Annotated in this window: 15 protein-coding genes; 7 read left to right on the top strand and 8 right to left on the bottom strand. The window is 61.2% G+C overall.

The genetic code is table 11. The features are described 5' to 3' along the window. The first annotated feature begins 60 nt into the window (after positions 1-60). Positions 61-1,596 carry an MFS transporter gene (locus L7A15_RS06770; protein ID WP_237212379.1) on the top strand — a complete coding sequence of 512 codons (1,536 nt, stop codon included), beginning with the start codon at positions 61-63 and terminating at the stop codon, positions 1,594-1,596. Positions 1,597-1,715: 119 nt separating this feature from the next. Here L7A15_RS06770 and L7A15_RS06765 read toward each other — a convergent pair whose 3' ends face one another. Both L7A15_RS06765 and L7A15_RS06760 read right to left on the bottom strand, forming a co-directional pair. After that, the gene (locus tag L7A15_RS06765; RefSeq protein ID WP_237212378.1) at positions 1,716-2,729 is read right to left on the bottom strand and encodes a magnesium and cobalt transport protein CorA; all 1,014 of its coding nucleotides are present in this window, start codon (positions 2,727-2,729) and stop codon (positions 1,716-1,718) included. Positions 2,730-2,852: 123 nt separating this feature from the next. Continuing rightward, complete coding sequence (locus tag L7A15_RS06760; RefSeq protein ID WP_237189237.1) at positions 2,853-4,148, bottom strand: adenylosuccinate synthase; 1,296 nt, start codon at positions 4,146-4,148, stop codon at positions 2,853-2,855. Positions 4,149-4,417: 269 nt separating this feature from the next. Here L7A15_RS06760 and L7A15_RS06755 point away from each other — a divergent pair, with 269 nt between their 5' ends. Together L7A15_RS06755 and L7A15_RS06750 are read left to right on the top strand one after the other, a co-directional pair. Beyond that, positions 4,418-5,344 (top strand): DUF308 domain-containing protein, encoded by a 927-nt coding sequence (locus tag L7A15_RS06755; RefSeq protein ID WP_237189236.1) that lies wholly within the window; start codon positions 4,418-4,420, stop codon positions 5,342-5,344. A gap of 163 nt (positions 5,345-5,507) precedes the next feature. Then, on the top strand, positions 5,508-5,933 hold the full coding sequence (locus L7A15_RS06750; RefSeq protein ID WP_237189235.1) for a low molecular weight phosphatase family protein: 426 nt from the start codon (positions 5,508-5,510) through the stop codon (positions 5,931-5,933). A 102-nt stretch (positions 5,934-6,035) separates the two neighbouring features. On the opposite strand, the gene L7A15_RS06745 is transcribed toward L7A15_RS06750, so the two are convergent. The 3 genes from L7A15_RS06745 to L7A15_RS06735 form a co-directional block, all read right to left on the bottom strand. Next, a complete protein-coding gene (locus L7A15_RS06745; RefSeq protein ID WP_237208487.1) occupies positions 6,036-7,022 on the bottom strand; it encodes an aldo/keto reductase in 987 nt (328 codons plus the stop codon). An 82-nt stretch (positions 7,023-7,104) separates the two neighbouring features. After that, positions 7,105-8,625, bottom strand: coding sequence for an MDR family MFS transporter (locus L7A15_RS06740; protein WP_237208486.1), 1,521 nt, complete (start codon positions 8,623-8,625; stop codon positions 7,105-7,107). A gap of 110 nt (positions 8,626-8,735) precedes the next feature. Next, positions 8,736-9,722 (bottom strand): hypothetical protein, encoded by a 987-nt coding sequence (locus tag L7A15_RS06735; RefSeq protein WP_237208485.1) that lies wholly within the window; start codon positions 9,720-9,722, stop codon positions 8,736-8,738. A gap of 240 nt (positions 9,723-9,962) precedes the next feature. On the opposite strand from L7A15_RS06735, the gene L7A15_RS06730 reads away from it, so the two are divergent. Continuing rightward, positions 9,963-11,939 (top strand): M13 family metallopeptidase, encoded by a 1,977-nt coding sequence (locus L7A15_RS06730; RefSeq protein ID WP_237208484.1) that lies wholly within the window; start codon positions 9,963-9,965, stop codon positions 11,937-11,939. 199 nt (positions 11,940-12,138) lie between these two features. Here L7A15_RS06730 and L7A15_RS06725 read toward each other — a convergent pair whose 3' ends face one another. After that, complete coding sequence (locus L7A15_RS06725) at positions 12,139-13,323, bottom strand: tyramine oxidase subunit B (RefSeq protein WP_237189230.1); 1,185 nt, start codon at positions 13,321-13,323, stop codon at positions 12,139-12,141. 263 nt (positions 13,324-13,586) lie between these two features. On the opposite strand from L7A15_RS06725, the gene L7A15_RS06720 reads away from it, so the two are divergent. Beyond that, on the top strand, positions 13,587-14,012 hold the full coding sequence (locus tag L7A15_RS06720; RefSeq protein ID WP_237189229.1) for a low molecular weight phosphatase family protein: 426 nt from the start codon (positions 13,587-13,589) through the stop codon (positions 14,010-14,012). A gap of 4 nt (positions 14,013-14,016) precedes the next feature. On the opposite strand, the gene L7A15_RS06715 is transcribed toward L7A15_RS06720, so the two are convergent. After that, entirely contained in the window at positions 14,017-14,574 is a 558-nt protein-coding gene (locus L7A15_RS06715) for a DUF4870 domain-containing protein (protein ID WP_237189228.1), read from the bottom strand. Between the two features lie 223 nt (positions 14,575-14,797). Here L7A15_RS06715 and L7A15_RS06710 point away from each other — a divergent pair, with 223 nt between their 5' ends. Both L7A15_RS06710 and nadE read left to right on the top strand, forming a co-directional pair. After that, entirely contained in the window at positions 14,798-18,691 is a 3,894-nt protein-coding gene (locus tag L7A15_RS06710) for a S8 family serine peptidase (RefSeq protein ID WP_237208483.1), read from the top strand. A gap of 189 nt (positions 18,692-18,880) precedes the next feature. Continuing rightward, positions 18,881-19,705 carry an ammonia-dependent NAD(+) synthetase gene (nadE, locus tag L7A15_RS06705; protein ID WP_237208482.1) on the top strand — a complete coding sequence of 275 codons (825 nt, stop codon included), beginning with the start codon at positions 18,881-18,883 and terminating at the stop codon, positions 19,703-19,705. Here nadE and L7A15_RS06700 read toward each other — a convergent pair. Continuing rightward, the gene (locus L7A15_RS06700) at positions 19,674-20,411 is read right to left on the bottom strand and encodes a phosphatase PAP2 family protein (protein ID WP_237208481.1); all 738 of its coding nucleotides are present in this window, start codon (positions 20,409-20,411) and stop codon (positions 19,674-19,676) included. The genes nadE and L7A15_RS06700 overlap by 32 nt on opposite strands. Between the last annotated feature and the right edge of the window lie 91 nt (positions 20,412-20,502).

Raw genomic sequence — 20,502 nt, 5'->3', positions numbered from 1 at the left:
CTAACCGGACGAGGCGCCCGCACCAATCCCAGGTAGCCCAAACAGCACGAAAGAGCAGACATGCACCCCGCAACCGGCCAGATGAGAGCCGTCCAAGCAACACCCACCACCCCCTACTCCCGCCGCTGGGCGGCCCTAGCCGTCCTCATGCTGCCGGTGCTCTTGGTCTCTGTCGACAACACGGTGCTCTCCTTTGCCCTGCCTGAGATTTCATCCCAGCTCTCCCCCAGTGGCACCCAGCTGCTCTGGATCAACGATGTGTACCCGCTGATTCTCTCGGGCCTGCTCATCCCCGCAGGTAGCATGGGTGACCGCTTCGGACGCCGCACCATGCTCCTCATCGGCGGCTTCGGCTTCACCGTTATCTCGGTAGCCGCAGCCTTCGCCCCCACCGCCGCCTGGCTCATTGCCGCCCGCGCCGGTATGGGTATCTTCGGGGCCATGCTCATGCCCGCGACGCTCTCGATTATTCGCAACATGTTCACCGACGCCACCGAACGCCGCACCGCCATCGCAATCTGGGCGTCCGGCTTCGCAGGCGGCGCCGCCCTGGGCCCCATCGTCGGTGGCTTCCTGCTAGAGCACTTCTACTGGGGTTCGGTCTTCCTCATGGCCGTCCCCGTCCTCCTGCCCATGCTCCTGCTGGGCTTCTGGCTGATTCCTAATTCCAAGGACCCGGCCCCCGGCGCCATCGACTTCGTCAGCATCGCCCTAATTATGGCGACCATGACCCCCTTCGTCTACGCCATCAAGCACTTCGCCCATGACGGCTTCGACCTGCTCACCGTCGTCCTGCTCCTGATTGCCGCCGCCTGCGGCCTTGCCTTCACCCGCCGCCAGCTGGCCCGCACCAACCCCATGCTGGACGTCCGCCTCTTCACCAACAAGCAGTTCACCGGCGCGGTACTGACCAACCTCATGGCGATTTTCTCACTGGTTGGCTTCCTCTACTTCGTCTCCCAGCACCTGCAGTTGGTCAGCGGCCATTCCCCCTTCAGCGCCGCCCTCCTGCTGCTACCCGGTCTGGTGCTGACCGTCGTTGCGGGCCTCGTGGTGGTGTATATCGTCAAGGTGGTCAAGCCCTGGATCGTGATTGCCGGGTCCCTGCTCATGAACGCGGCGGCTTTCGCCCTGGTCTTCTTCACCGCTAATTCAGGGTCTGACACCGGCATTCTGGTGGCCTTTGCCCTGCTCGGTGTGGGTATTGGTTTTGCTGAGACGCTGACCAACGACATTATCCTGGCCGCTGTTCCCCCGCACAAGGCGGGTGCGGCGTCCGCTATCTCGGAGACCGCCTACGAGACCGGCTCGGTCATGGGCACCGCGATTCTGGGGTCGATTTTGAACGCGGCCTACGTTGCCCACCTGGTGGTGCCCGAGGGGGTTAGTGCTGCGGACGCGGACGCCGCCCGCGAGACTCTGGGCGGGGCTGTTGAGGTTGCCGAACGGATCGGCGGGGACACCGGCGCTGCCCTGCTGGCTTCGGCCCAGCACGCTTTTGATTCAGGCGTGGTCTACACGTCGGCTATTGGTGTGGTGCTAATGCTGATTTGCACCGTAATGGTGGTGCGTACCCTGCGCGGGGTAAAGATGTAGGACGCGCGAGCCCGCCGCCCCACCGGGGGGATAGGTACCACCTAAATCGGAAAAACCCACCAGGCAGGTGGGTTTTTCCGATTTAAATGGTCCTTTCTGGGGAGTAGGCTAGCAGACCGCTAAAGCCATTCCTTCTTCTTAAAGACCACCCACAACCCAAAGGACACCACAACCATCAGCAGCAGGGACGCCGGGTAGCCGAAGGTCCAGTGCAGCTCGGGCATGACGTCGAAGTTCATGCCGTAAATGGAGCCAATGACGGTGGGGACCACCAGGATCGCTGCCCAGGCCGAGATTCTCTTCATGTCATCGTTCTGCCGCTCAGCCACGATAGTTGAGTTCACGGCAAGGGCATTCTCGAGGGAGGAACGCAGGTCGTCTACCCGGTCAGTCACGCTAATGACGTGGTCTTTCACGTCGCGGAAGTGGCGGAGCAGCTCAAGCTGGTGTTCATCACCGGCCTCAGCCTGAATACGAATACGCCCCATGAGCAGGTCCAGCATCTGCCCCACCGGCTTGACCGCCCGTTTGAAGTCGCTGACCTCGTTCAGCAGGCTGTAGATACGCTGCGATATCTCGCTGGCTTCGGAGTTATCGGCGAAGAGGGTGTCCTCGATTTCGTCGCCGTCGTTTTCTAGACCCTCGATAACGGGAAAATAGCCATCCACGAGCATGTCGAGCACCCGGTACAGGAAGGCCAGCGGGTAGGCCTGCATGGTGAGGCTCTCCAGTGTGCCCGAGAAGACCGCGTCCATGGTGCGCTGGGTGGTGTCGACAGAGCGCAGGGCATCTTTGACAAGCCAAATCACGAAGTTCTCGCCCACGAACATGTGGGTTTCACCGAAACGGATCTCTTCGGTGTCATCAAGGTAGATCGCCGGGCGGAGCACCAGGTAGTAGGTGCTGCCGTAGCGATCGAGCTTGGAGCGCTGGTGGCCCTGCTCGGAGTCTTCAACGGCGAGGGGGTGCAGGTCGAAGAGGCCGGTGAGGGTGGTGAGGTCGTCGCGGGAGGGGTCGACCAGGCCGATGTAGGCGCAGTCGGTGCCGGGCGTGAAGGCCTGGGCGAGGTCGGTGAGGGAGTCGTAGCCGGTGACGGCCCCGGTGGTGTGGTTGAGTGTGTTGAGCAAGGGCATGGTGTCTATCGTATTCCTTCTTACAGAAAAGACCATTTAAATCAGAAAAACCCACCTAGTTGGTGGGTTTTTCTGATTTAGATGGTACCTACCCGGTGCAGGGGAGGGGCGGACGCGGGCGTCCTACTTCTCGTCGTCGATCAGGTCGCGCACGACGATGGTCTGCTCGCGGCCGGGGCCAACACCAATCGCTGAGATACGGCAGCCGGAGATTTCTTCCAGCTTCTCAAGGTACTTACGGGCATTCTCGGGCAGCTCATCAAGGGTCTTAGCCTCGGTGATGTCCTCTGTCCAGCCGTCGAAGTACTCGTAGATGGGCTTGGCGTGGTGGAACTCGGACTGGGTCATGGGCATCTCGTCGTGACGCACGCCGTCCACATCATAGGCGACGCAGACAGGAATCTTCTCAAGCCCGGTGAGCACATCCAGCTTGGTGATGAAGAGGTCGGTGAAGCCGTTGATGCGCACAGCCTGGCGGGCCAGAACCGCGTCGTACCAGCCACAACGGCGGGGGCGGCCGGTGTTCACGCCGAACTCGCCACCGGTGGTACGCAGGAATTCGCCCATGTCATCAAAGAGTTCAGTGGGGAAGGGGCCGGCACCCACGCGGGTGGTGTAGGCCTTCTGAATACCGATGACGCGGGAGATGCGGGTGGGGCCAACACCGGAGCCAACGGAGGCGCCACCTGCGGTGGGGTTGGAGGAGGTGACGAAGGGGTAGGTGCCGTGGTCGACGTCGAGGAAGGTGGCCTGGCCGCCTTCCATGAGCAGGGTCTTGCCTTCGTCCAGGGCCTTGTTCAGCAGCTGGGTTGACTCAACGATCATGGGGGCCAGGCGGTCAGCGAAGCTCATGAAGTAGTCAACGATTTCTTCGACCTCAACATGGCGGCGGTTGTAGACCTTGACCAGCAGTTCATTCTTCTGACGCAGGGCACCTTCGACCTTCTGGCGCAGGATGGACTCGTCGAGGATGTCCTGCACGCGAATACCCAGGCGGCCTACCTTGTCCATGTAGGTGGGGCCGATGCCGCGGCCGGTGGTGCCGATGGCGCGCTTGCCGAGGAAGCGTTCGGTGACCTTGTCCATGGTCTGGTGGTAGGGCGCTACCAGGTGGGCGTTAGCTGAAATTTTGAGCTTGGAGGTGTCTGCGCCGCGAGCTTCGAGGCCGTCGATTTCTTCGAAGAGGGCTTCGGGGTTGACGACGACGCCGTTGCCGATGACGGGTACAGCGTTTTCTGAGAGGATGCCGGCGGGAAGGAGCTTAAGCTCAAACTTCTGGCCGTTGACGACGACGGTGTGGCCTGCGTTGTTACCGCCGTTGGGCTTGACGACGTAGTCGACGCGGCCGCCGAGCAGGTCGGTTGCTTTGCCCTTACCTTCGTCGCCCCACTGGGCGCCTACAATCACAATTGCTGGCATATTGTTGTAACTCCTGAATGGATGGTCACCTGCCGGGTTTCACGGCGGTGGGGTGAGTCTGGGCTGCAGGTGCGGCAAGACGCATGCTGTGCACAGAAAACACCATCGTTAAGAATACCAAGGTGGCTCAGTTTTGGGGACGCCCGGCCCCCGCTTTACCTTGTTCGCTCACGTCGGCCCACACCCCGTCCGCCCGAACTACGTATCATTTGATACATATTTCGGGTGAAGTAGGTGAAAACCGGGTAGCTCCTTTAAACTTGTACAGTATGAGCGAAAACCCATACACACCTAATCCCAACCAGGGGGCACCCCAGCCTGACCCCCAACCGTCCGCGCCTGCAGGCACCTATGCTGCCCCGCAGCAGCCCTACGGCGCCCCCTACCCGGGGCCTCAGCAGCCCGAGGGCAAGAAGCCTAAGAATGTCGTGGGCCTGGTAGCCCTCGGCCTGGGTATTGCAGGTTTTATTCTGGCCTGCATCCCCGGAATCATGATTCTCGGCTGGATCCTGCTCTTTGCCGCTTTCGTCACCGCCATTGTTGGCCTCTTCCAGAAGGGCAAGGAGAAGGTTTCGTCCATTGTTGCCCTGGTTCTCTCCATCATCGGGTCGATTGTTTCGACTGTTGTCTTGATCGTTTTTGTAGCTAACACTGTGTCTAGCGACCCCGAGTTTGAGCAGGCCCTGAAAGACCTAGAATCAGCTCTAGCAACTCCGACCGCTGTTGCTTCCGTTGAAGCTGGGGCGGCTTCTTCTGAATCTGCCGCTGAAAGTTCTGCAGCAGATGCCGGCTCTGCCACTGCCCCTGAGGGTGTTCTGAAGTTTGGTGATACCGCTGAATACTCTGATGGTCTGCGTCTTACCCTGTCTGAGATTCGCACTGATTTTGTGCCCAGTGAATACGCTGCCCGGCTGGATGAGTCTTTGACCAATTACGTGGCTTTCACCGTGACCATTGAGAACGGTACGAGCGAACCGATTGAGCCCCTCTTCTATGCCGAGGGCAATTCTGGCGGTAAGGCTGTGGATCAGATTTTTGACGCTGATCAGAATATTGGTTCAAGCCCTAGTGGTCGCATTTTGCCCGGCGAATCTGTCACTTTTGATGTTGCTTTTGGTGTGGCTGATCCTGCCAGCGTCACTCTTGATGTTTCTGCAGATTTTGACCACGATCCCGTCCTCTATAGCAATAAGTAGTTTCTCGGCCTAGCTGTTTGTCAGTTGGCCTGGGCCCTGCCCGTCCTGCCTGTGTATCGGGTGGGGCGGGCGGGGTCTTTTTGGGTGTGGTGTCTGTTGGTGTTGGTAGGACGGGCGCGTTGGGAGCGGGGTTCTACGGGGCCGGGGGCCGTATGATGGTTTTATGACTTCTGTTCCGTTTGTTTTGTTTGTTTGCCAATCGAATAAGGGCAAGTCTCAGATGGCTGAGGCCCTGATGAATCTGCACGCGCAAGGACGGGTTCGCGCGGCGTCCGCTGGCACCAAGGCTGCGGTGGGTAGTGCGGTGAATGCTGAGTCGGCGGCGTCGCTGGCTGAGCTTGGTGCTGATATGACTGGTGGCACCCCTAAGTGTGCGAGCGCCGATGACCTGGCAGCGGCTGACCGCATTGTGATTCTGGGGAGTGCCGCCCAGCTGGAGACGGCCGATGAGGCGGTATTGGCGAAGACTGAGCGGTGGAATACTGTGGAGCCTTCCCATGATGGTATTGAGGGGGCGGAGCGTATGAACCTGATTCGGGACGATATTGATGCCCGCGTCCGCGCCCTGTTGGCTGAGCTGACGGCCTAGTTCTTTTATTATGTAAAACCCCGCACCTTATGAGGTGCGGGGTTTTTCTGTGAGGTTCAGGGTTTTCTATGAGGTGCGGTGCGGACGCCTGGGGGTGTTTCCTTAGAAGAGCGCCACTTTCTGTGGGGCTGGGAAGATCTCGTCGAGGAGGGCGAGTTCATCGGTGTCGAAGCGGCGGACGATTGCGGCGGCGTTGGCCTGGACCTGTTCGGGGCGGGTTGCCCCGGCAATGACGGAGGCGACCGGCTCTTGCTGGGCTAGCCAGGAGAAGGCGACCTGCACCTCGGTTAGGCCGCGCTCGGCGGCGAAGGCTGAGAAGGCTTCAAGCTGGTCCCAGTTGGCACCCTCAAGGAGCTCGGGCTTGATGCGGGTCAGGCGGCCGTCGGACGGCGTTGCTTCCCGCGTGTACTTGCCCGTCAGTAGGCCGTTGGCTAGGGGGAAGTAGGGCAGCACGCCCAGTCCGAAAGCCCGCGCGGCCGGCAGAACCTCAAGCTCAGCGCGGCGGTCGAGCAGGTTGTAGTTGTTCTCTGCCGCAATGTAGCGGTGGCCTAGGGCCCGGCCCAGGTGCTCGGCGTGGGCAATCTGCCAGCCGGCGTGGTTGGAGTGGCCGATGTACCGCACCTTGCCCTGGTCGATGAGGGTACCCAGGGCGGAGAGGGTTTCTTCCATGGGGGTGGCGGGGTCGGGGGTGTGGTGGAAGTAGAGGTCGATGTAGTCGGTGCCCAGGCGGCTCAGTGACGCTTCGACTGCCCGCATGATGTAGCGGCGGGAGCCGCGCACCCCGTGGTCGGTGCCGTTGGCCCCTCCCATGTCCATGCCGAATTTGGAGACAATCACAATCTCGTCGCGGTCAATGCCGGTTTCGCGTAGGGCCTGCCCGAACATGGTTTCAGAGACGCCCGGTGCGGCCCCGTAAATATCGGCCACATCAAAGAGGGTGATTCCGGCTTCAACGGCGGCAGTAAGGACGGCGTTAGTCCCGGCCTGGCTTTCGGTGGCGGTTTTGGCCCGGCCCAGGTTGTTGCACCCCAGGCCGACGGTGGATACGGTCAGGCCGCTCTGACCTAGTTGGCGGTATTCAATGCTCATACCGCCATACTACTGGGATGTGGTTCAAAGCACCCCTTTTCCTCCCTGTGGCAGAAAAAGGGGTGCTGGCGTCCTCGCTTTTCTAGTGGGCCATCGGTGCGTGACCGGCAGCAGCCTTACCCCGGGGCACCAGGAAGGCCACCACAATAGAGGCTAGGGAGAGGAAGGCGGCCACCAGGAAGGCCAGGTGGACACCGGCCATGTAGGCCTCTACCCCACTCCCGCCGTGGGCGGCCATACCAACCCCCATCAGGGCCACAAAGGAGGCCGTTGCCGCCGCACCTGATACCTGCTGGAAGGTCGTCATGGCAGAGGAGCCAAAAGCGTGCAGTTCATGCCCCAGCGAGGCCAGGCCCACTGACATCATGGGGGTATTGATGAGGGGCAGGGAGAAGGTCATGAGCATGTAGGTAGCGATAATGTACCAGACCGGGGTGGACGCCGAGAAGGTGCTCATCAGCCAGATGGAGGCGCTGAAGAGCAGGGCCCCGGGGATCACCAGGGTACGGGCACCGAAGCGGTCCGAGAGACGCCCAACAAAGGGGCTGAGCACGGCCATCAGCACCCCGCCGGGCAGGAGCATCAGGCCGGTCTGTAGGGCGGTCATGCCCAGGACGTTCACGGTGTAGAGGGGGATCATGATGGCGGTTCCCAGCATGACGCCCATACCGACTGAGCTCATAATGACGGTCAGGGTGAAGGGGCGGGCGCGGAAGATGCGCATGTCCATGAAGGGGCCGCGATCTTGCAGCTGGATCTGGCGCCACACGAAGATTGCGATGAGGACGGCGGCCGCAACAACCACAACCCAGGGGTTAACGGGCAGGTGGGCGCCACCGTGGGCTGAGTCGCCACCCATGGACGACAGGCCCAGCACTAGGCCGCCGAAGCCCAGGGTTGAAAGGACGATAGAAAGCAGGTCCAGCTTCTGGGTGCTGGCCCCGGGGGCCTCCCGGGGGGCCAGGCGCAGACCAATGATGAGGGCAAGGATACCGATGGGCAGGATCAGCCAGAAGAGCCAACGCCAGGAGGCGGCATTGAGGATGATGCCTGAGACGGTCGGCCCGGCAGCGGGTGCCGCTGAGATGACCATGCCGATGATGCCCATGGCCTGGCCAATCTTGCTGGGGGCAACCAGGCGCATCATGGTGGTCATGAGCAGGGGAATCATCACGCCGGTGCCGCCTGCCTGCAGGACGCGCCCGACCAGGAGCAGGGCAATACCGGGTGCGGTAGCCGCTACCAGGGTACCCAGGGAGAAGAGGGCCATAGCCGCCACGAAAACCGTGCGGATGGAGTAGCGGGAGATGATGAAGCCCGAGGCTGGAGTCACCACGGCCATAGTGAGCATGAAGCCGGTAGAGGTCCACTGGGCGGTGGAGGCTGAAATGCTCAGGTCTGCCATGATGTCAGGCAGGGCAACACCCAGGAGGGTTTCGTTGAGAATAAGCACAAAAGCCGCAATCACCATGATGGCCAGCAGCAGGAACTCGTGGCGTTCTAGCTTGTGGGCCACGGGTACGGACGCGGTGCCCGGGCCGGTTGAGACTGTTGGGTTTGTGCCAGTTTCAGGGTTCTGTGAGTGTGTTTTCGTTGAAGACATAGGCGTTAAGCCTACTCCTGTCTTACCTTTCGCGTAATAGCTGTTTGCTCACAGATATAGGTCACAGCACCCCGGGGCCCGCTAGGTTAGGGCCCCGGGGGCAGGCAGGTTTACCGGGCTGCGCGGACGGCAGTTAGCAGCTGGGCCTTGGTCATGGCGGAGCGCCCTGGGATTTCAAGGCCCTGGGCCAGCTTGTAGAGCTGGTTGCGGGTCATTCCGTCCAGGGGGTCAGCTTCGTCGACCAGCAGGTTCTCAACGGCTAGCTTCTCTTCCGGGGCGGACGCCGGGGCGGCGGGGTCGTCAGCTAGGTTGGGGTTGGTGAAGACCTCTTCGTAGGTTTCTTCGGCGTTATCTGGCTCGTCGGCCTCTTCAGGGGCCAGGCCCTCGGACGCCCCTACCCCGGTGATCGTTTCGGGCAGGTCTAGCTCGGGCAGGGTTGAGTTCTCTTCAAAGGCGTCGATGTCTTCGGGGGTGACGGCCTCGGCGTCCAGGATGTCCTCGTAGGTGATAGGTTCTTCAGCGGGGGCGTCGACGGTAGCTAGAATCAGCTCTGCCTCACGCTGGGCTGCGCTCTTCTTGGCTTTTTTGTCAGTCTTCTTCGGCTCAGCTTTCTGGGCCTTCTTAGGATCTGACTTCTTCGACTTTTTCTTGTCAGCCTTCTTCAGCGATGCCTTCTTTTCTGCCTGTGCCTTGTCGGCCCCCTTCTTGGTCTTGCCAGGGCAGGCGGCGGCGTCCTGGTCTTTCTTCTTGGCCTTTACGCTAGGCCGGTCAGCTTTTTGAGCGTCTTTTTTAGTTTTCTTTTGAGTGACCTTGTCGGGCTGGGGACGCGCACCGGCCGGGGTTTGACTCTTACCTTTACCCTTGTTTTTCTTCTGATTTTCCTTGTGATCTGCTTGCTGGGGCTTGTTGTCAGATATCTTTTGGTACGCCTTACCGACCAGCTCATACTTCTCCTCCAGTTTCTTCTGGGCTTTCTTGCGGGCCTTCTTCACGTCATCGTGCTTCTTGAGGGCTTTCGTGTAGGCCTTGATGTAGCGTTCCTGGGCCTTGCCCGTGGAGCGCTTAAGTTCCTTGCTGAGTTCTGGCTTCTTACCCATGACGGTGCCTTTCGACGGCGGTGTTCTCGTATTATCTAGCCTAGTCCTCGGAATTCTTGTTAAGTAGCAGCGGCACGTTCCCTTGCCTTTGGACCGGAATGAGCCCAAAAATTGCCCATTTTTACCCCTTTTTTGAGCCCCATATGGTCCAAAGGCGGTGAGGGATGGACGCTCACGCTCTTAGCCGAACCTGCGTGACCCAGCTGACGGGGGCGCGTCCTGCCCCCTAAACTAAGGGGCATGAGTAACACCGGTATTGACACTAGCTTCCTCGACCCCGCCACCAACCCAGCCGACGACTTCTTCCGCCACGTCAACGGCACCTGGTACGACGCCCACGAAATTCCCGCCGACCGCTCCCGCGACGGCGGCATGTACTTCCTCCGCGACGCAGCCGAGGAACACGTCCGTGACATCGTCGAAAAATTTGCGGCCGACGAACCCACCTCCCGCATCGGCGCCCTCTACGCCTCCTTCATGAACACCGACAAGATCGAGCAGGACGGCCTCGCCCCGCTCCTGGCCGAAGTTCAGCCCGTCCTCGACGCCGCAACCGCAGATGACCTCGTAGCTGTCATGTCCCAGCTTGATATTCACGGCCACGGCGGCCCCATCGGCTGGTACACCAGCATCGACGCCAAAAACCCCGACAAGTACGTCCTCTACCTCACCCAAACCGGCCTGGGCCTGCCCGACGAGTCCTACTACCGCGAAGAAAAATACGCCGACCTGCGCGACGCCTACGTCGCCCACATCAGCCGCATGTTCGAGCTCACCGGCCTCGCCGAAAGCTTCGGCCTCGAACCTGCCGACGCCGCCCGCGCCGTCTTCGCCCACGAAACCGAACTGGCCTCCCACCACTGGGACAAGGTCAAATCCCGCGACGCCAACCTCCGCTATAACCCCGTTGCCGCCGCCGACCTGGACGACAAGTTCCCCGGCTTCCCCTTCACCACCTGGCTAGCAGGCATGGGCATTTCCACCGAAAAGGCCGGTACCGTCGTCGTCAACCAGCCCTCCTACTTTGAGGCAGCTGCCCAGATGTGGACGTCCGCGCCCCTCTTCATCTGGAAGCTCTGGTACATCTGGCACATGGCCCATGCCCGCTCCCCCTACCTCACCGACGCAATCTCAGCCGAAAACTTCGACTTCTACGGCCGCACCCTCTCCGGCACCGAAGAGCAGCGCGACCGCTGGAAGCGCGGCGTCGGCCTGGTCGAAGGTGCCCTCGGCGAAGAACTGGGCAAGGAGTACGTCGCTGTCCACTTCCCGCCCACCCACAAGGCTGCCATGATGGAACTGGTCGAGGACCTACTCGAAGCCTACCGCCGCTCCATCACCACCCTGGACTGGATGACCGACGAAACCCGCGCCCGCGCCCTCGACAAGCTGAGCCAGTTCGTCACCAAGATCGGCTACCCCGACAAGTGGCGCGACTACTCCACCCTGGAACTCACCGACGACCTCTTCGAAAACCTGCGTCGCTCAGGCCAGTTTGAGCACGAGTTCCAGGTTGCCCGTATCAACGAGCCCGTTGATAAGACCGAGTGGCTCATGACCCCGCAGACCGTCAACGCCTACTACATGCCCCCGGCCAACGAGATTGTCTTCCCCGCAGCGATCCTGCAGGCTCCCTACTTCGACCTTGAGGCAGACCCGGCAGTAAATTACGGCGCAATCGGCGGCGTCATCGGCCACGAAATCGGGCACGGCTTCGACGACCAGGGCTCCAAGTACGACGGCACCGGCGCCCTCAACAACTGGTGGACGGACGCCGACCGCGAAGAGTTCTCCGCCCGCACCAAGGCCCTGGTGGAGCAGTACAACGGCTACACTCCCACCGGCCTGGACCCCGAGAAGTTCACCGTCAACGGCGAACTGACCCTAGGCGAAAACATCGGCGACCTGGGCGGCCTCTCCATCGCCCTTAAGGCCTACCAGATTTACCTGGAACGTCAGGGCCTCACCCTCGACACTGCCCCCGTCATCGACGGCCTGACCGCCACCCAGCGCGTCTTTATTTCCTGGGCCCAGGGCTGGCGTATGAAGACCCGCCCGCAGACCGCCGAAATGTTCCTAGCCATCGACCCGCACTCCCCCGAGGAGTTCCGCGTCAACGGCGTGGTCCGCAACATCGACGAGTTCTACACCGCCTTCGACGTACAGCCTGAGAACGCCCTCTACCTGGCACCGGAAGAGCGCGTGCGCATCTGGTAGAAGAAACTGCACAAAGTGCGGGGACGGCCGTGCTTCCGCCTGCCGACCCTCTCGCAGCTCGCCCTGGGGGGCTCGCAGCGATTCACGCCAGCCCCGCGCCAGCAGGCTTCCAGCACGGCCGTCCCCGCGCCCCCGCTTAACTAAAAGGACGCCGGTGAACTACTCACCGGCGTCCTTTCTGCTATCCCAGGGAAAGGGGTTAGGACATAGCGGGGACGTCCCAGAGGTTCAGCACGGTGCCAATCCCCTTCTGGACAGCCTTGCGGTAGACCACAGTAGCCCAGGCAACATCCTCAATTGGCATGCCGCCAACGGAATAGACAGTGATCTTCTCTTCGTCATCCTCGGGAGCGGGGTGGTTGAGGGCTTCACCCATGTCACGCAGCTCAGAAGCCTCCATGAGGCCGTTGTGGATGCGGTCGTTGAACTTACAACCGATAATGGAGACATAATTGTGGGACTTACCGGGCTCAGTTTCCTCAGCCCAGGCGTCGTACATACCGGCATTATCGACGAGTTTACGCACGTCAGGCTCAAACATGCCCTCGTCCAGGTTGCAGGCAGCAGGCATAGCAAAGAAGGCGCCGGGCTTGACCCATTCACGGCGGACGGTGGGGTAGGTTTCAGGGTCACCCACGTGAATTGAAGTGCAGAAGGTGACGATATCTGAGTCGCGCACAACCTCTTCAAGTTCTTCAACGGCAATGACGTTCATGCCGGGGTAAGTCTCCTGGGCCCATTCCACGAAAGTGTCAATACCCTTCTGGGAACGGCCAAGAACCTTGATGGTTTCAACGCTGGGGCGGGCTTCAATGAGGGCAGCAACGGTTGCCTTGGCGATGACGCCGGGGCCCAGCAGGCCAAGCACCTTAGCATTCTTGGGGGCAAAACGACGGGCCCCGACGCCGGAGGCGCAACCGGTACGGTAGGCCGAAAGCAGGTTAGCGCTCATGTAGGCCAGAGGGGCGCCGGTAGTGGCGTCGTTGAGGGTCATCATCAAAATAGAGCGTGGCAGACCCTTGTCACGGTTCTCAAGGTTAGAGGCGTAGGTTTTCACGCCCATCGTACGGAAAGAACCGCCCAGGTAGGCGGGCATGGCAACGTAACGGCGATCGGGGCCGTCCGCAGGCATACCCTCATGGGCGGGGTTGACGGGAAACTGTACCTTGGAGCCATGGGATTCACCGTTGTGGCCACCCATACGGTAATCACCGCGGGCATGAAGGGCAAGGGCTTCTTCCATGGCGTCAGTGCAGGCTGAGACGTCCTCTACGCCGGCTGCAATCATGTCGGCTTCAGAGAGGTAACGGAAGTCGATACGGGGGAAGGTGGGGTTAAGCTCTGCATCAGAGGCGGCGTTAAGGTAGGCGTCGTGTGAGGTCAATCGGGGCCCTTTCGGGGGTTGTGGGGAAAAGTATCAGACGAATCAAGATAACATTTTTAGACGCTGCAGATAAATGAGTTTTTGGGCATACCTGGCAGGTGGTAGGGCCCTGTTCCGCATGCTTTCGCCGTGGAGCAGCTTAACCTGATAGACAGGTCGTTAAAGAATTCATTCGATGTTAAGCATGAGGCGGTAAGGTCGTCTCTATACGCGTCTCACCACGGTGGGTAGTAGCCCACCCGCACCAGCCCCGAGGAGGCCCCGTGAGCCCCACCCCCAGCGTCCTTTTTATTTGCCAATCCAACAAGGGTAAGTCGCAGATGGCTGAGGCCCTGATGAACCTCCATACGCAAGGACGCGTGCGCGCAACTTCGGCGGGTACCAAGGCTGCGGTGGGTAGTGCGGTGAACACTGAATCGGCCGCTTCGCTGGCCGAAATTGGGGCAGATATGAGCGCAGGTACCCCCAAGTTCGCGTCGGCCGAAGATCTAGCTGCCGCGGACCGCATCGTTATTGTCGGGACTACTGCCCAGCTTGAAACCGATGACCCTGAGATTCTGGCTAAGACTGAGCGTTGGGAACCTGTAGAGCCTTCCCACCAGGGTATTGAGGGTGCAGAGCGTATGGCCCTGATTCGCGACGATATTGATCACCGCGTCAGGGCTCTGCTCGACGAACTTTCTCGTTAGGGCTTTATTTCAGCACGGTGAGGGTCATGGGGTAGGTGAAAACTTCACCGTTATTGGCCTTCACCGCTGCAAGAATGTGCGCAACAAGCAGGGCCACCCATACCGCGATGAAGATGATCCAGGTAAATAGGCCCGCTATTCCAAAGGTCACGAGGGTAAGTACCCAGGCGGCAATATTCACTAGCCAGAGGGTGAAATTGAAGTTGAAGGCGCCCGCAGCGGCCACGCGTACAAAGGCGTACCCCGGCTTGTCCTTGTAGATAGCCCAGAAGATCAGGGGCCCCACAAAGCTTGCGAAAGATGCGGTCAGTATCAGGCCCAGCAGACCCGAGAGATGGGCAAACATGGCCATGCTCTTGGCATCAGCAGGAATAAGGTTGCCGTAAGCATCATAGGTTGGGGAAGCAACATTGGGGCCCTGCCCATAACCATGCTGGCCACTGTAGGGTTGTCCCGGGGCGCCGGGTTGCTGGTATGCAGGGCCAGGCTGACCAGCGGGGCCCTGCCCCGGACCGCTCTGATTGCCGTAGTTGCCGTAGGGGTTCTGATTCTGTTCAGTCATGGTAATACGCCTTTGCTTGTCTCCACTGTGCTATCTAGCTTATCTATTCGCCTGTCTTCGCCAGGGCATGGAACCCCATAAGCATATGTATTTCTGTGTTACGCCAGCACTTCACAATCACGTTGTTTTTGCAAAAAACTTGACACAGAACCCCCACAGACCGCTTATTAGATAGTGACACATACCACTCATGTATGTAGAACATGCACACCTAAGGAATCCCATGAAAGCATCTTCCTTCCACAAGAAAGCAGCTCGGGGTAGCGCTGCAGTCTTGCTGGGCCTCTCGCTTGCCCTCCCCCTAGCCGCAACCCCGGCCCAGGCAATCGACCCAGCCCAGCTCAACGCAGCAACCCTACAAAACCTCACCGAATCCAAGCTCGGCGCAGACCTTCTCGACGCTGAAGGTAACATCACCGTCTTCGTCCAGTTCAAGGGCGACGGCGCCTTTGAAGCAACCCAGCCCGCCGACGTCCGCGCAGGCAAGCGCGAACCCATCAACGCCCAGGCCCAGGTGCAGGCCATCGCCCAGCGCGTCCAAAGCCAGGCCACCTCAGCAGCAGCTGAATCAGGCGCAGAGATCCTCTACACCGCCCACAACACCCTGCGAGGTGTAGCCCTCACCGGCGACGCCGACGCAATCCGCGCCCTGGCCCAGCGCAGCGACGTCGCCAAAATCTCCCGCATTGTCACCAAGGAACGCACCAACGCGGCCATCGACCTTGACACCGACACCGTCAACACCTGGGTGAACACCGGCAAGACCGGTAAGGACGTCACCATCGCTGTCGTAGACACCGGCGTGGACTACACCCACTCAACCTTCGGCGGCCCCGGCACCATCGAAGCCTACGAAACCGCAATCCGTAGCACCGACATGCCCGCCGCAGACTCCGGCCTCTACGACCCCGAAAAATACGTAGGCGGCTATGACTTCGCAGGCGACAGCTACAACGGCGGCAACAACCCCAAGCCGGACGCCAACCCCATCGACTGCTCCCTCGCAGGCCACGGCACCCACGTTGCAGGCACCGCCCTCGGCTACGGCGTCAATGCCGACGGCACCACCTTCGACGGCGACTACAAGACCCTCGAAGCCGACCAGGTTAAGGGCATGAAGATCGGCCCCGGCTCAGCCCCTGAAGCCAAGCTCCTCGCCTTCCGCGTCTTCGGCTGCAACGGCGGCACCGCCCTCACCGGCCAAGCCCTCGACCGCTCCCTCGACCCCAACGGCGACGGCGACTACTCCGACAAGGCAGACATCGTCAACCTCTCCCTGGGCACCGACTTCGGCCCCATCGACGACCCCGAAAATGCCATCATGGACGCCCTCTACCGCAACGGCGTCCTAGCTGTCACCGCAGCAGGTAACGCCAACGCCAACCTGGGTGAAGGCGACACCTACAACATCCTCGGCAACCCCGCCAACAACGTGCCCTCCCTGGCCGTGGCAAACTCCGTCGGCTCAACCTCCTACGCCGACCGCGCCGAAATCCTCTCCCCTGCTAGCATTGCAGGCCCCGTCACCGGCGACTACAGCGCCAGCTTCGGCTACGGCTTCGTCACCGACGAAACCAAGCTCACCGGTGAAGTCGTCATGACCACCCCCGCCAACCCCTACGCCTGCGACCCCTACCCCGCAGACGTCAACTTCGACGGCAAGTGGGTCTTCATCGACTGGGCCGATGAAAACAACGTCTTCCCCTGTGGCTCAGCCGTCCGCTTCAACAACATCCAGCGGGCCGGCGGTAAGGGCGTTGTCCTGGCCTCCCGAGTCCAGGAAGAAACCAATGCCATCGGCGGCAACGCCACCATCCCCGGTATCCGCCTGACCCGCGACGACGCTGAGCGCGTCCGCAACACTATCGCAGCCGGTGAAACCGTCACCATCAAGCTCGGCTTCGACATGATCGGCAGCGTCATCCGCGACACCAACGCCAAGGACACCCTGAACCCCTCCACCTCCCGTGGCCAGCACGGCTCCAAGGGCTTCACCAAGCCGGACGTTGCAGCACCGGGTACCTCCATCCGCTCCGCAGCAGCCGGTGGCGGTAGCGCCTTCGCAACCATGACCGGCACCTCCATGGCAGCCCCCCACGCAGCCGGCATCGCGGCCCTCGTCCTGGAAGCAAACCAGAGCTACAGCCCCGCCGACATCAAGGCAACCATCATGAACACCGCCGTCCACGACCTCCGTGACGAAGACGGCGACGTCTTCACCGTTGAGCGTGTCGGCTCAGGCCGCATCGACGCCCTCAAGGCCGTCACCAATGACGTCCTGCTCTACAACTCCGACCGCAAGGAACAGGTTTCTGTCACCTTCGGCGTCGTTGAAGTAGCCCCCGGCGACACCCAGACCCTCACCCGTAACTTCACCGTAGAGAACCTGGGCAACACCGCACGCACCTTCCAGGTAGGTTTCACCGGTAGCAACACCCTCAAGGGTGTCACCCTCACCGCCCCTGAAACCGTCACCGTCGCCCCCGGCGGCACTGCTTCCGTCCCCGTCACCGTCACCATCGACGGCTCCCAGCTGGCCAAGGAACTCGATCCTTCCACCAAGGAAACCCACACCAACTCCAGCGACAGCACCGAGGTAGCCCGCCAGTACATCTCCTCCCTGTCCTCCCGCCTGACCCTCACCGACGGTGACACCCAGCTCCGCGCCCCCGTCCAGGTAGCGCCCAAGCCTGTCTCAGCGATGAGCGTCGACGGCAACATCTTCTTCGAACCTTTCGAAGAAACCGCTAACGTCACTCTCAAGGGCAACGCCCTCAACCAGGGCGGCTACACCTCAGCCCTCGGCGCATTCGAGCTGGGCTTCTCAAGCCCCCGCCAGCAGACCAGCACCCTGGGCCTGCCCTCAGCACAGGCAGGTGACCTGCAGTACGTTGGCGCCAACAGCAACTTCGCCCACCAGCTCTACACAGACACCACCGACCAGGACACCTTCGTCACCTTCGGTATCTCTACCTGGGCTAACTGGGAAACCATCAACCCTGCTGTCGGCTTCGTCATCGAGATTGACACCAACGGCGACAACGGCGCCGAGTACTCCATCGTCACCCAGCGTATTCCCGGCGTGGACTACCCCGTCGCTATCGTGACAGCAACCGAGAACTGGACCCGCAAGGTCGTCGAGATCGTACCGATTAACGGCACCTGGGGCGACGTTGACACCAACATCATGGACAACAACGCCATGGCCATCCCCCTCAACCTGACCAAGCTGGGTATCACCAAGGACACCCTGGATTCCTTCCGCTACGCTGTCTACACCATGGCCCACGGCCACGACACCCTGCTGGACACCACCGGCTGGATCACCTACAGCCCCTTCGTACCCGACCTCGCTTTCGGTTCAGACCAGAAGATCGGCAACGGCCTGTTCGTTGACTCCCCTGAGACTGAACTGGTTGCCTACCGTGGCACCGACAACAAGGCCCAGGCCCTCTTCCTGCACCTGCACAACGCCACCGGTGATCTCAGCGGCATCAAGCCGGGTGAGGACGGCGGCCGCGCCGAGATCGTCAATGCAGGCAGCTACGCAGCGCCCAAGGTGAACGCCCCCCGCTTCAAGGACGTCCCTGAAGGCCACCAGTTCCACAAGGAAATCTCATGGCTGGCCCAGCGCGGCATCACTACCGGCTGGACTGACGGTACATTCCGTCCCGACGCGTCCGTGAACCGTGACGCCATGGCAGCCTTCTTCTACCGCCTGGCCGGTTCCCCGCAGTTCACCGCACCGAGCGTTTCGCCCTTCACTGATGTGCCCACCAGCCACCAGTTCTACAAGGAAATTGCTTGGATGCACGCTACCGGCCTTTCCACCGGTTGGGCTGACGGCACCTACCGCCCCAACCAGCCTGTGAACCGTGACGCTATGGCAGCCTTCTTCTACCGTATGGCTGGTTCACCTGAGGTCAGCGCTGTAGAGGACTTTGCGGATGTTCCTGCTGGTACCCAGTTCCATAAGGAAATCAGCTGGATGAAGTCCACCAAGCTGAGCACCGGCTGGGAAGATAACACCTACCGTCCCCTCCAGCCTGTTGAGCGTGGAGCTATGGCAGCCTTCATCTACCGCTACGACCAGAACATTCTGAGCAAGGTACGCTAGCAAGCCTTAGAGAAGCAGCCAAGCTCCTCACTGAGCGGCCATCCTTGCGGTAGCTATACCCACCAGGTGCCCCCTTTCCCGGATGGGAAAGGGGGCACCTGCTTTTGGGTTCCAGGGGCTACTTCAGATTTAACCACCGCGTTACGCGCCGCCAGCGGGCCTGGTGGTAGCGGGCAGTAGCATAGAGTCATGCGCGATTTACAGGCTCACATCATTGAAGAACTGGGCGTGAAGCCCGAGATTGACCCGGCGGAAGAGGTACGCAAGCGCGTCCAATTCCTCGTCGACTACCTGAAAGCCACCGGCACCCGCGGCTTCGTGCTCGGCATCTCAGGCGGGCTCGACTCCACCCTAGCAGGCCGCCTCTGCCAGCTAGCCGTCGAAGAACTCGACCTAGAAGGCATCGAAGCCGAATTCATCGCCGTCCGCCTCCCCTACAAGGTGCAGGCCGACGAGGACGACGCCCAGGCCGCCCTGCGCTTCATCATGCCCCAGCAAACCGTCACCTACAACATTGCCGGGGCTGTTGACGGCTTCGAAACCGCCTTTGAAACCGCAACCGGCCGCCCCATCGCGGACTTCAACAAGGGCAACGTCAAGGCCCGCGCCCGCATGATCGCCCAATACGCCCTGGCCGGTGAGAAGAATCTGCTGGTGGTCGGTACTGATCACGGCGCTGAGGCTGTCACTGGCTTCTTCACCAAGTTCGGTGACGGCGGGGCGGACGTCATGCCCCTCTTTGGCCTGAACAAGCGGCAGAACCGGGCCCTGCTCAAGGTGCTGGGGGCCGACAAGAAACTCTGGGAGAAGGTCCCCACCGCCGACCTTCTCGACGGCAAACCCGGGCGAACCGACGAGGACGAACTGGGCGTCACCTACGACCAGATTGACGACTACCTCGAAGGTAAGGACATCGACCCGGCAGCAGCTGAGAACATCGAGGGCAGGTTCTTGCGGTCGCGCCATAAGCGCACCACCCCGGTCACGATTTTTGATTCCTGGTATAGGCAGTAGCCAGGGCCAGGTGTACCAGGCAGGCGATTGCCAGGCCCAGGGCTAGGCCGCCAACCACGTCAGAAGCCCAATGCACCCCCACATAGATACGGGAAAACCCGATAGTCACCGCGAGGACGCCGAGCCCTACTCCCAGGGCTCGGCGTCCTCGCTGCGTCAGGGCGGGGTAGGCGGTGAGGAAGAGAGCAGCGCAAAAGGCAGCGGTACTGGTGGAATGGCCCGACGGGAACGAGAAGGTCAGCTCCTCAACGAGGCGGTGCGTGAGGGAGGGACGCGGGCGGTCAATGAGGTTTTTGAGGACGGTGACGGCCAGCGGGGCCAGAATCATGGTTATGCCCAGGGTCGCCAGAGGCCAGGGGGAACGATACCGCCAGATGAAGAATCCCAAGGCCACCAGCACATAGATCGTCATGGGTAGGGTGTTGAAGGCCTGGGTGAGCACCGCAAAGAAGGCGTCCAGTGCGCCCGTGCGCCAGGTCAGCGACGCCTGCCAGAGGGCGTCATCCACGGGGTTGGTGAGGGACTGCGCGTTGACCAGCCACATGGCTATGAAAACCAGAAAGCCCGTGAGGCTGGCTCGGGCGAGCCGGGCCCGCAACCCCGCCAACTGGCCGAGGGCAGGAGCGAGCGCGGGGGCGTCCTTGGGCGCAGCGGGCGGACGGACGCGCGACCCGGCAGGGCTGGACGGTTCAGGGGTGGGGTTCACGGGTTTACCTCTTCTTGACGGGGCACCCTCTAGATTACCGCCCCTCCTCGGCTGAGGGGGCAGGCTGGTGGTCAGCACGAGGAAGGTGGGG

The sequence above is a fragment of the Rothia nasimurium genome (assembly GCF_928391935.1).
Taxonomy (GTDB): Bacteria; Actinomycetota; Actinomycetes; order Actinomycetales; family Micrococcaceae; genus Rothia; species Rothia nasimurium_D.
The sequence above is the reverse complement of the archived record's forward strand: the minus strand, read 5'-3'. Positions and strand labels throughout refer to the sequence as shown.

What these genes read in the sequence shown, in the direction of transcription:
- L7A15_RS06770 (WP_237212379.1), top strand. Translation starts at nt 61, where the DNA reads ATGCACCCCGCAACCGGCCAGATGAGAGCCGTCCAAGCAACACCCACC.
- L7A15_RS06765 (WP_237212378.1), bottom strand. Translation starts at nt 2,729, where the DNA reads ATGCCCTTGCTCAACACACTCAACCACACCACCGGGGCCGTCACCGGC.
- L7A15_RS06760 (WP_237189237.1), bottom strand. Translation starts at nt 4,148, where the DNA reads ATGCCAGCAATTGTGATTGTAGGCGCCCAGTGGGGCGACGAAGGTAAG.
- L7A15_RS06755 (WP_237189236.1), top strand. Translation starts at nt 4,418, where the DNA reads ATGAGCGAAAACCCATACACACCTAATCCCAACCAGGGGGCACCCCAG.
- L7A15_RS06750 (WP_237189235.1), top strand. Translation starts at nt 5,508, where the DNA reads ATGACTTCTGTTCCGTTTGTTTTGTTTGTTTGCCAATCGAATAAGGGC.
- L7A15_RS06745 (WP_237208487.1), bottom strand. Translation starts at nt 7,022, where the DNA reads ATGAGCATTGAATACCGCCAACTAGGTCAGAGCGGCCTGACCGTATCC.
- L7A15_RS06740 (WP_237208486.1), bottom strand. Translation starts at nt 8,625, where the DNA reads ATGTCTTCAACGAAAACACACTCACAGAACCCTGAAACTGGCACAAAC.
- L7A15_RS06735 (WP_237208485.1), bottom strand. Translation starts at nt 9,722, where the DNA reads ATGGGTAAGAAGCCAGAACTCAGCAAGGAACTTAAGCGCTCCACGGGC.
- L7A15_RS06730 (WP_237208484.1), top strand. Translation starts at nt 9,963, where the DNA reads ATGAGTAACACCGGTATTGACACTAGCTTCCTCGACCCCGCCACCAAC.
- L7A15_RS06715 (WP_237189228.1), bottom strand. Translation starts at nt 14,574, where the DNA reads ATGACTGAACAGAATCAGAACCCCTACGGCAACTACGGCAATCAGAGC.
- L7A15_RS06710 (WP_237208483.1), top strand. Translation starts at nt 14,798, where the DNA reads ATGAAAGCATCTTCCTTCCACAAGAAAGCAGCTCGGGGTAGCGCTGCA.
- nadE (WP_237208482.1), top strand. Translation starts at nt 18,881, where the DNA reads ATGCGCGATTTACAGGCTCACATCATTGAAGAACTGGGCGTGAAGCCC.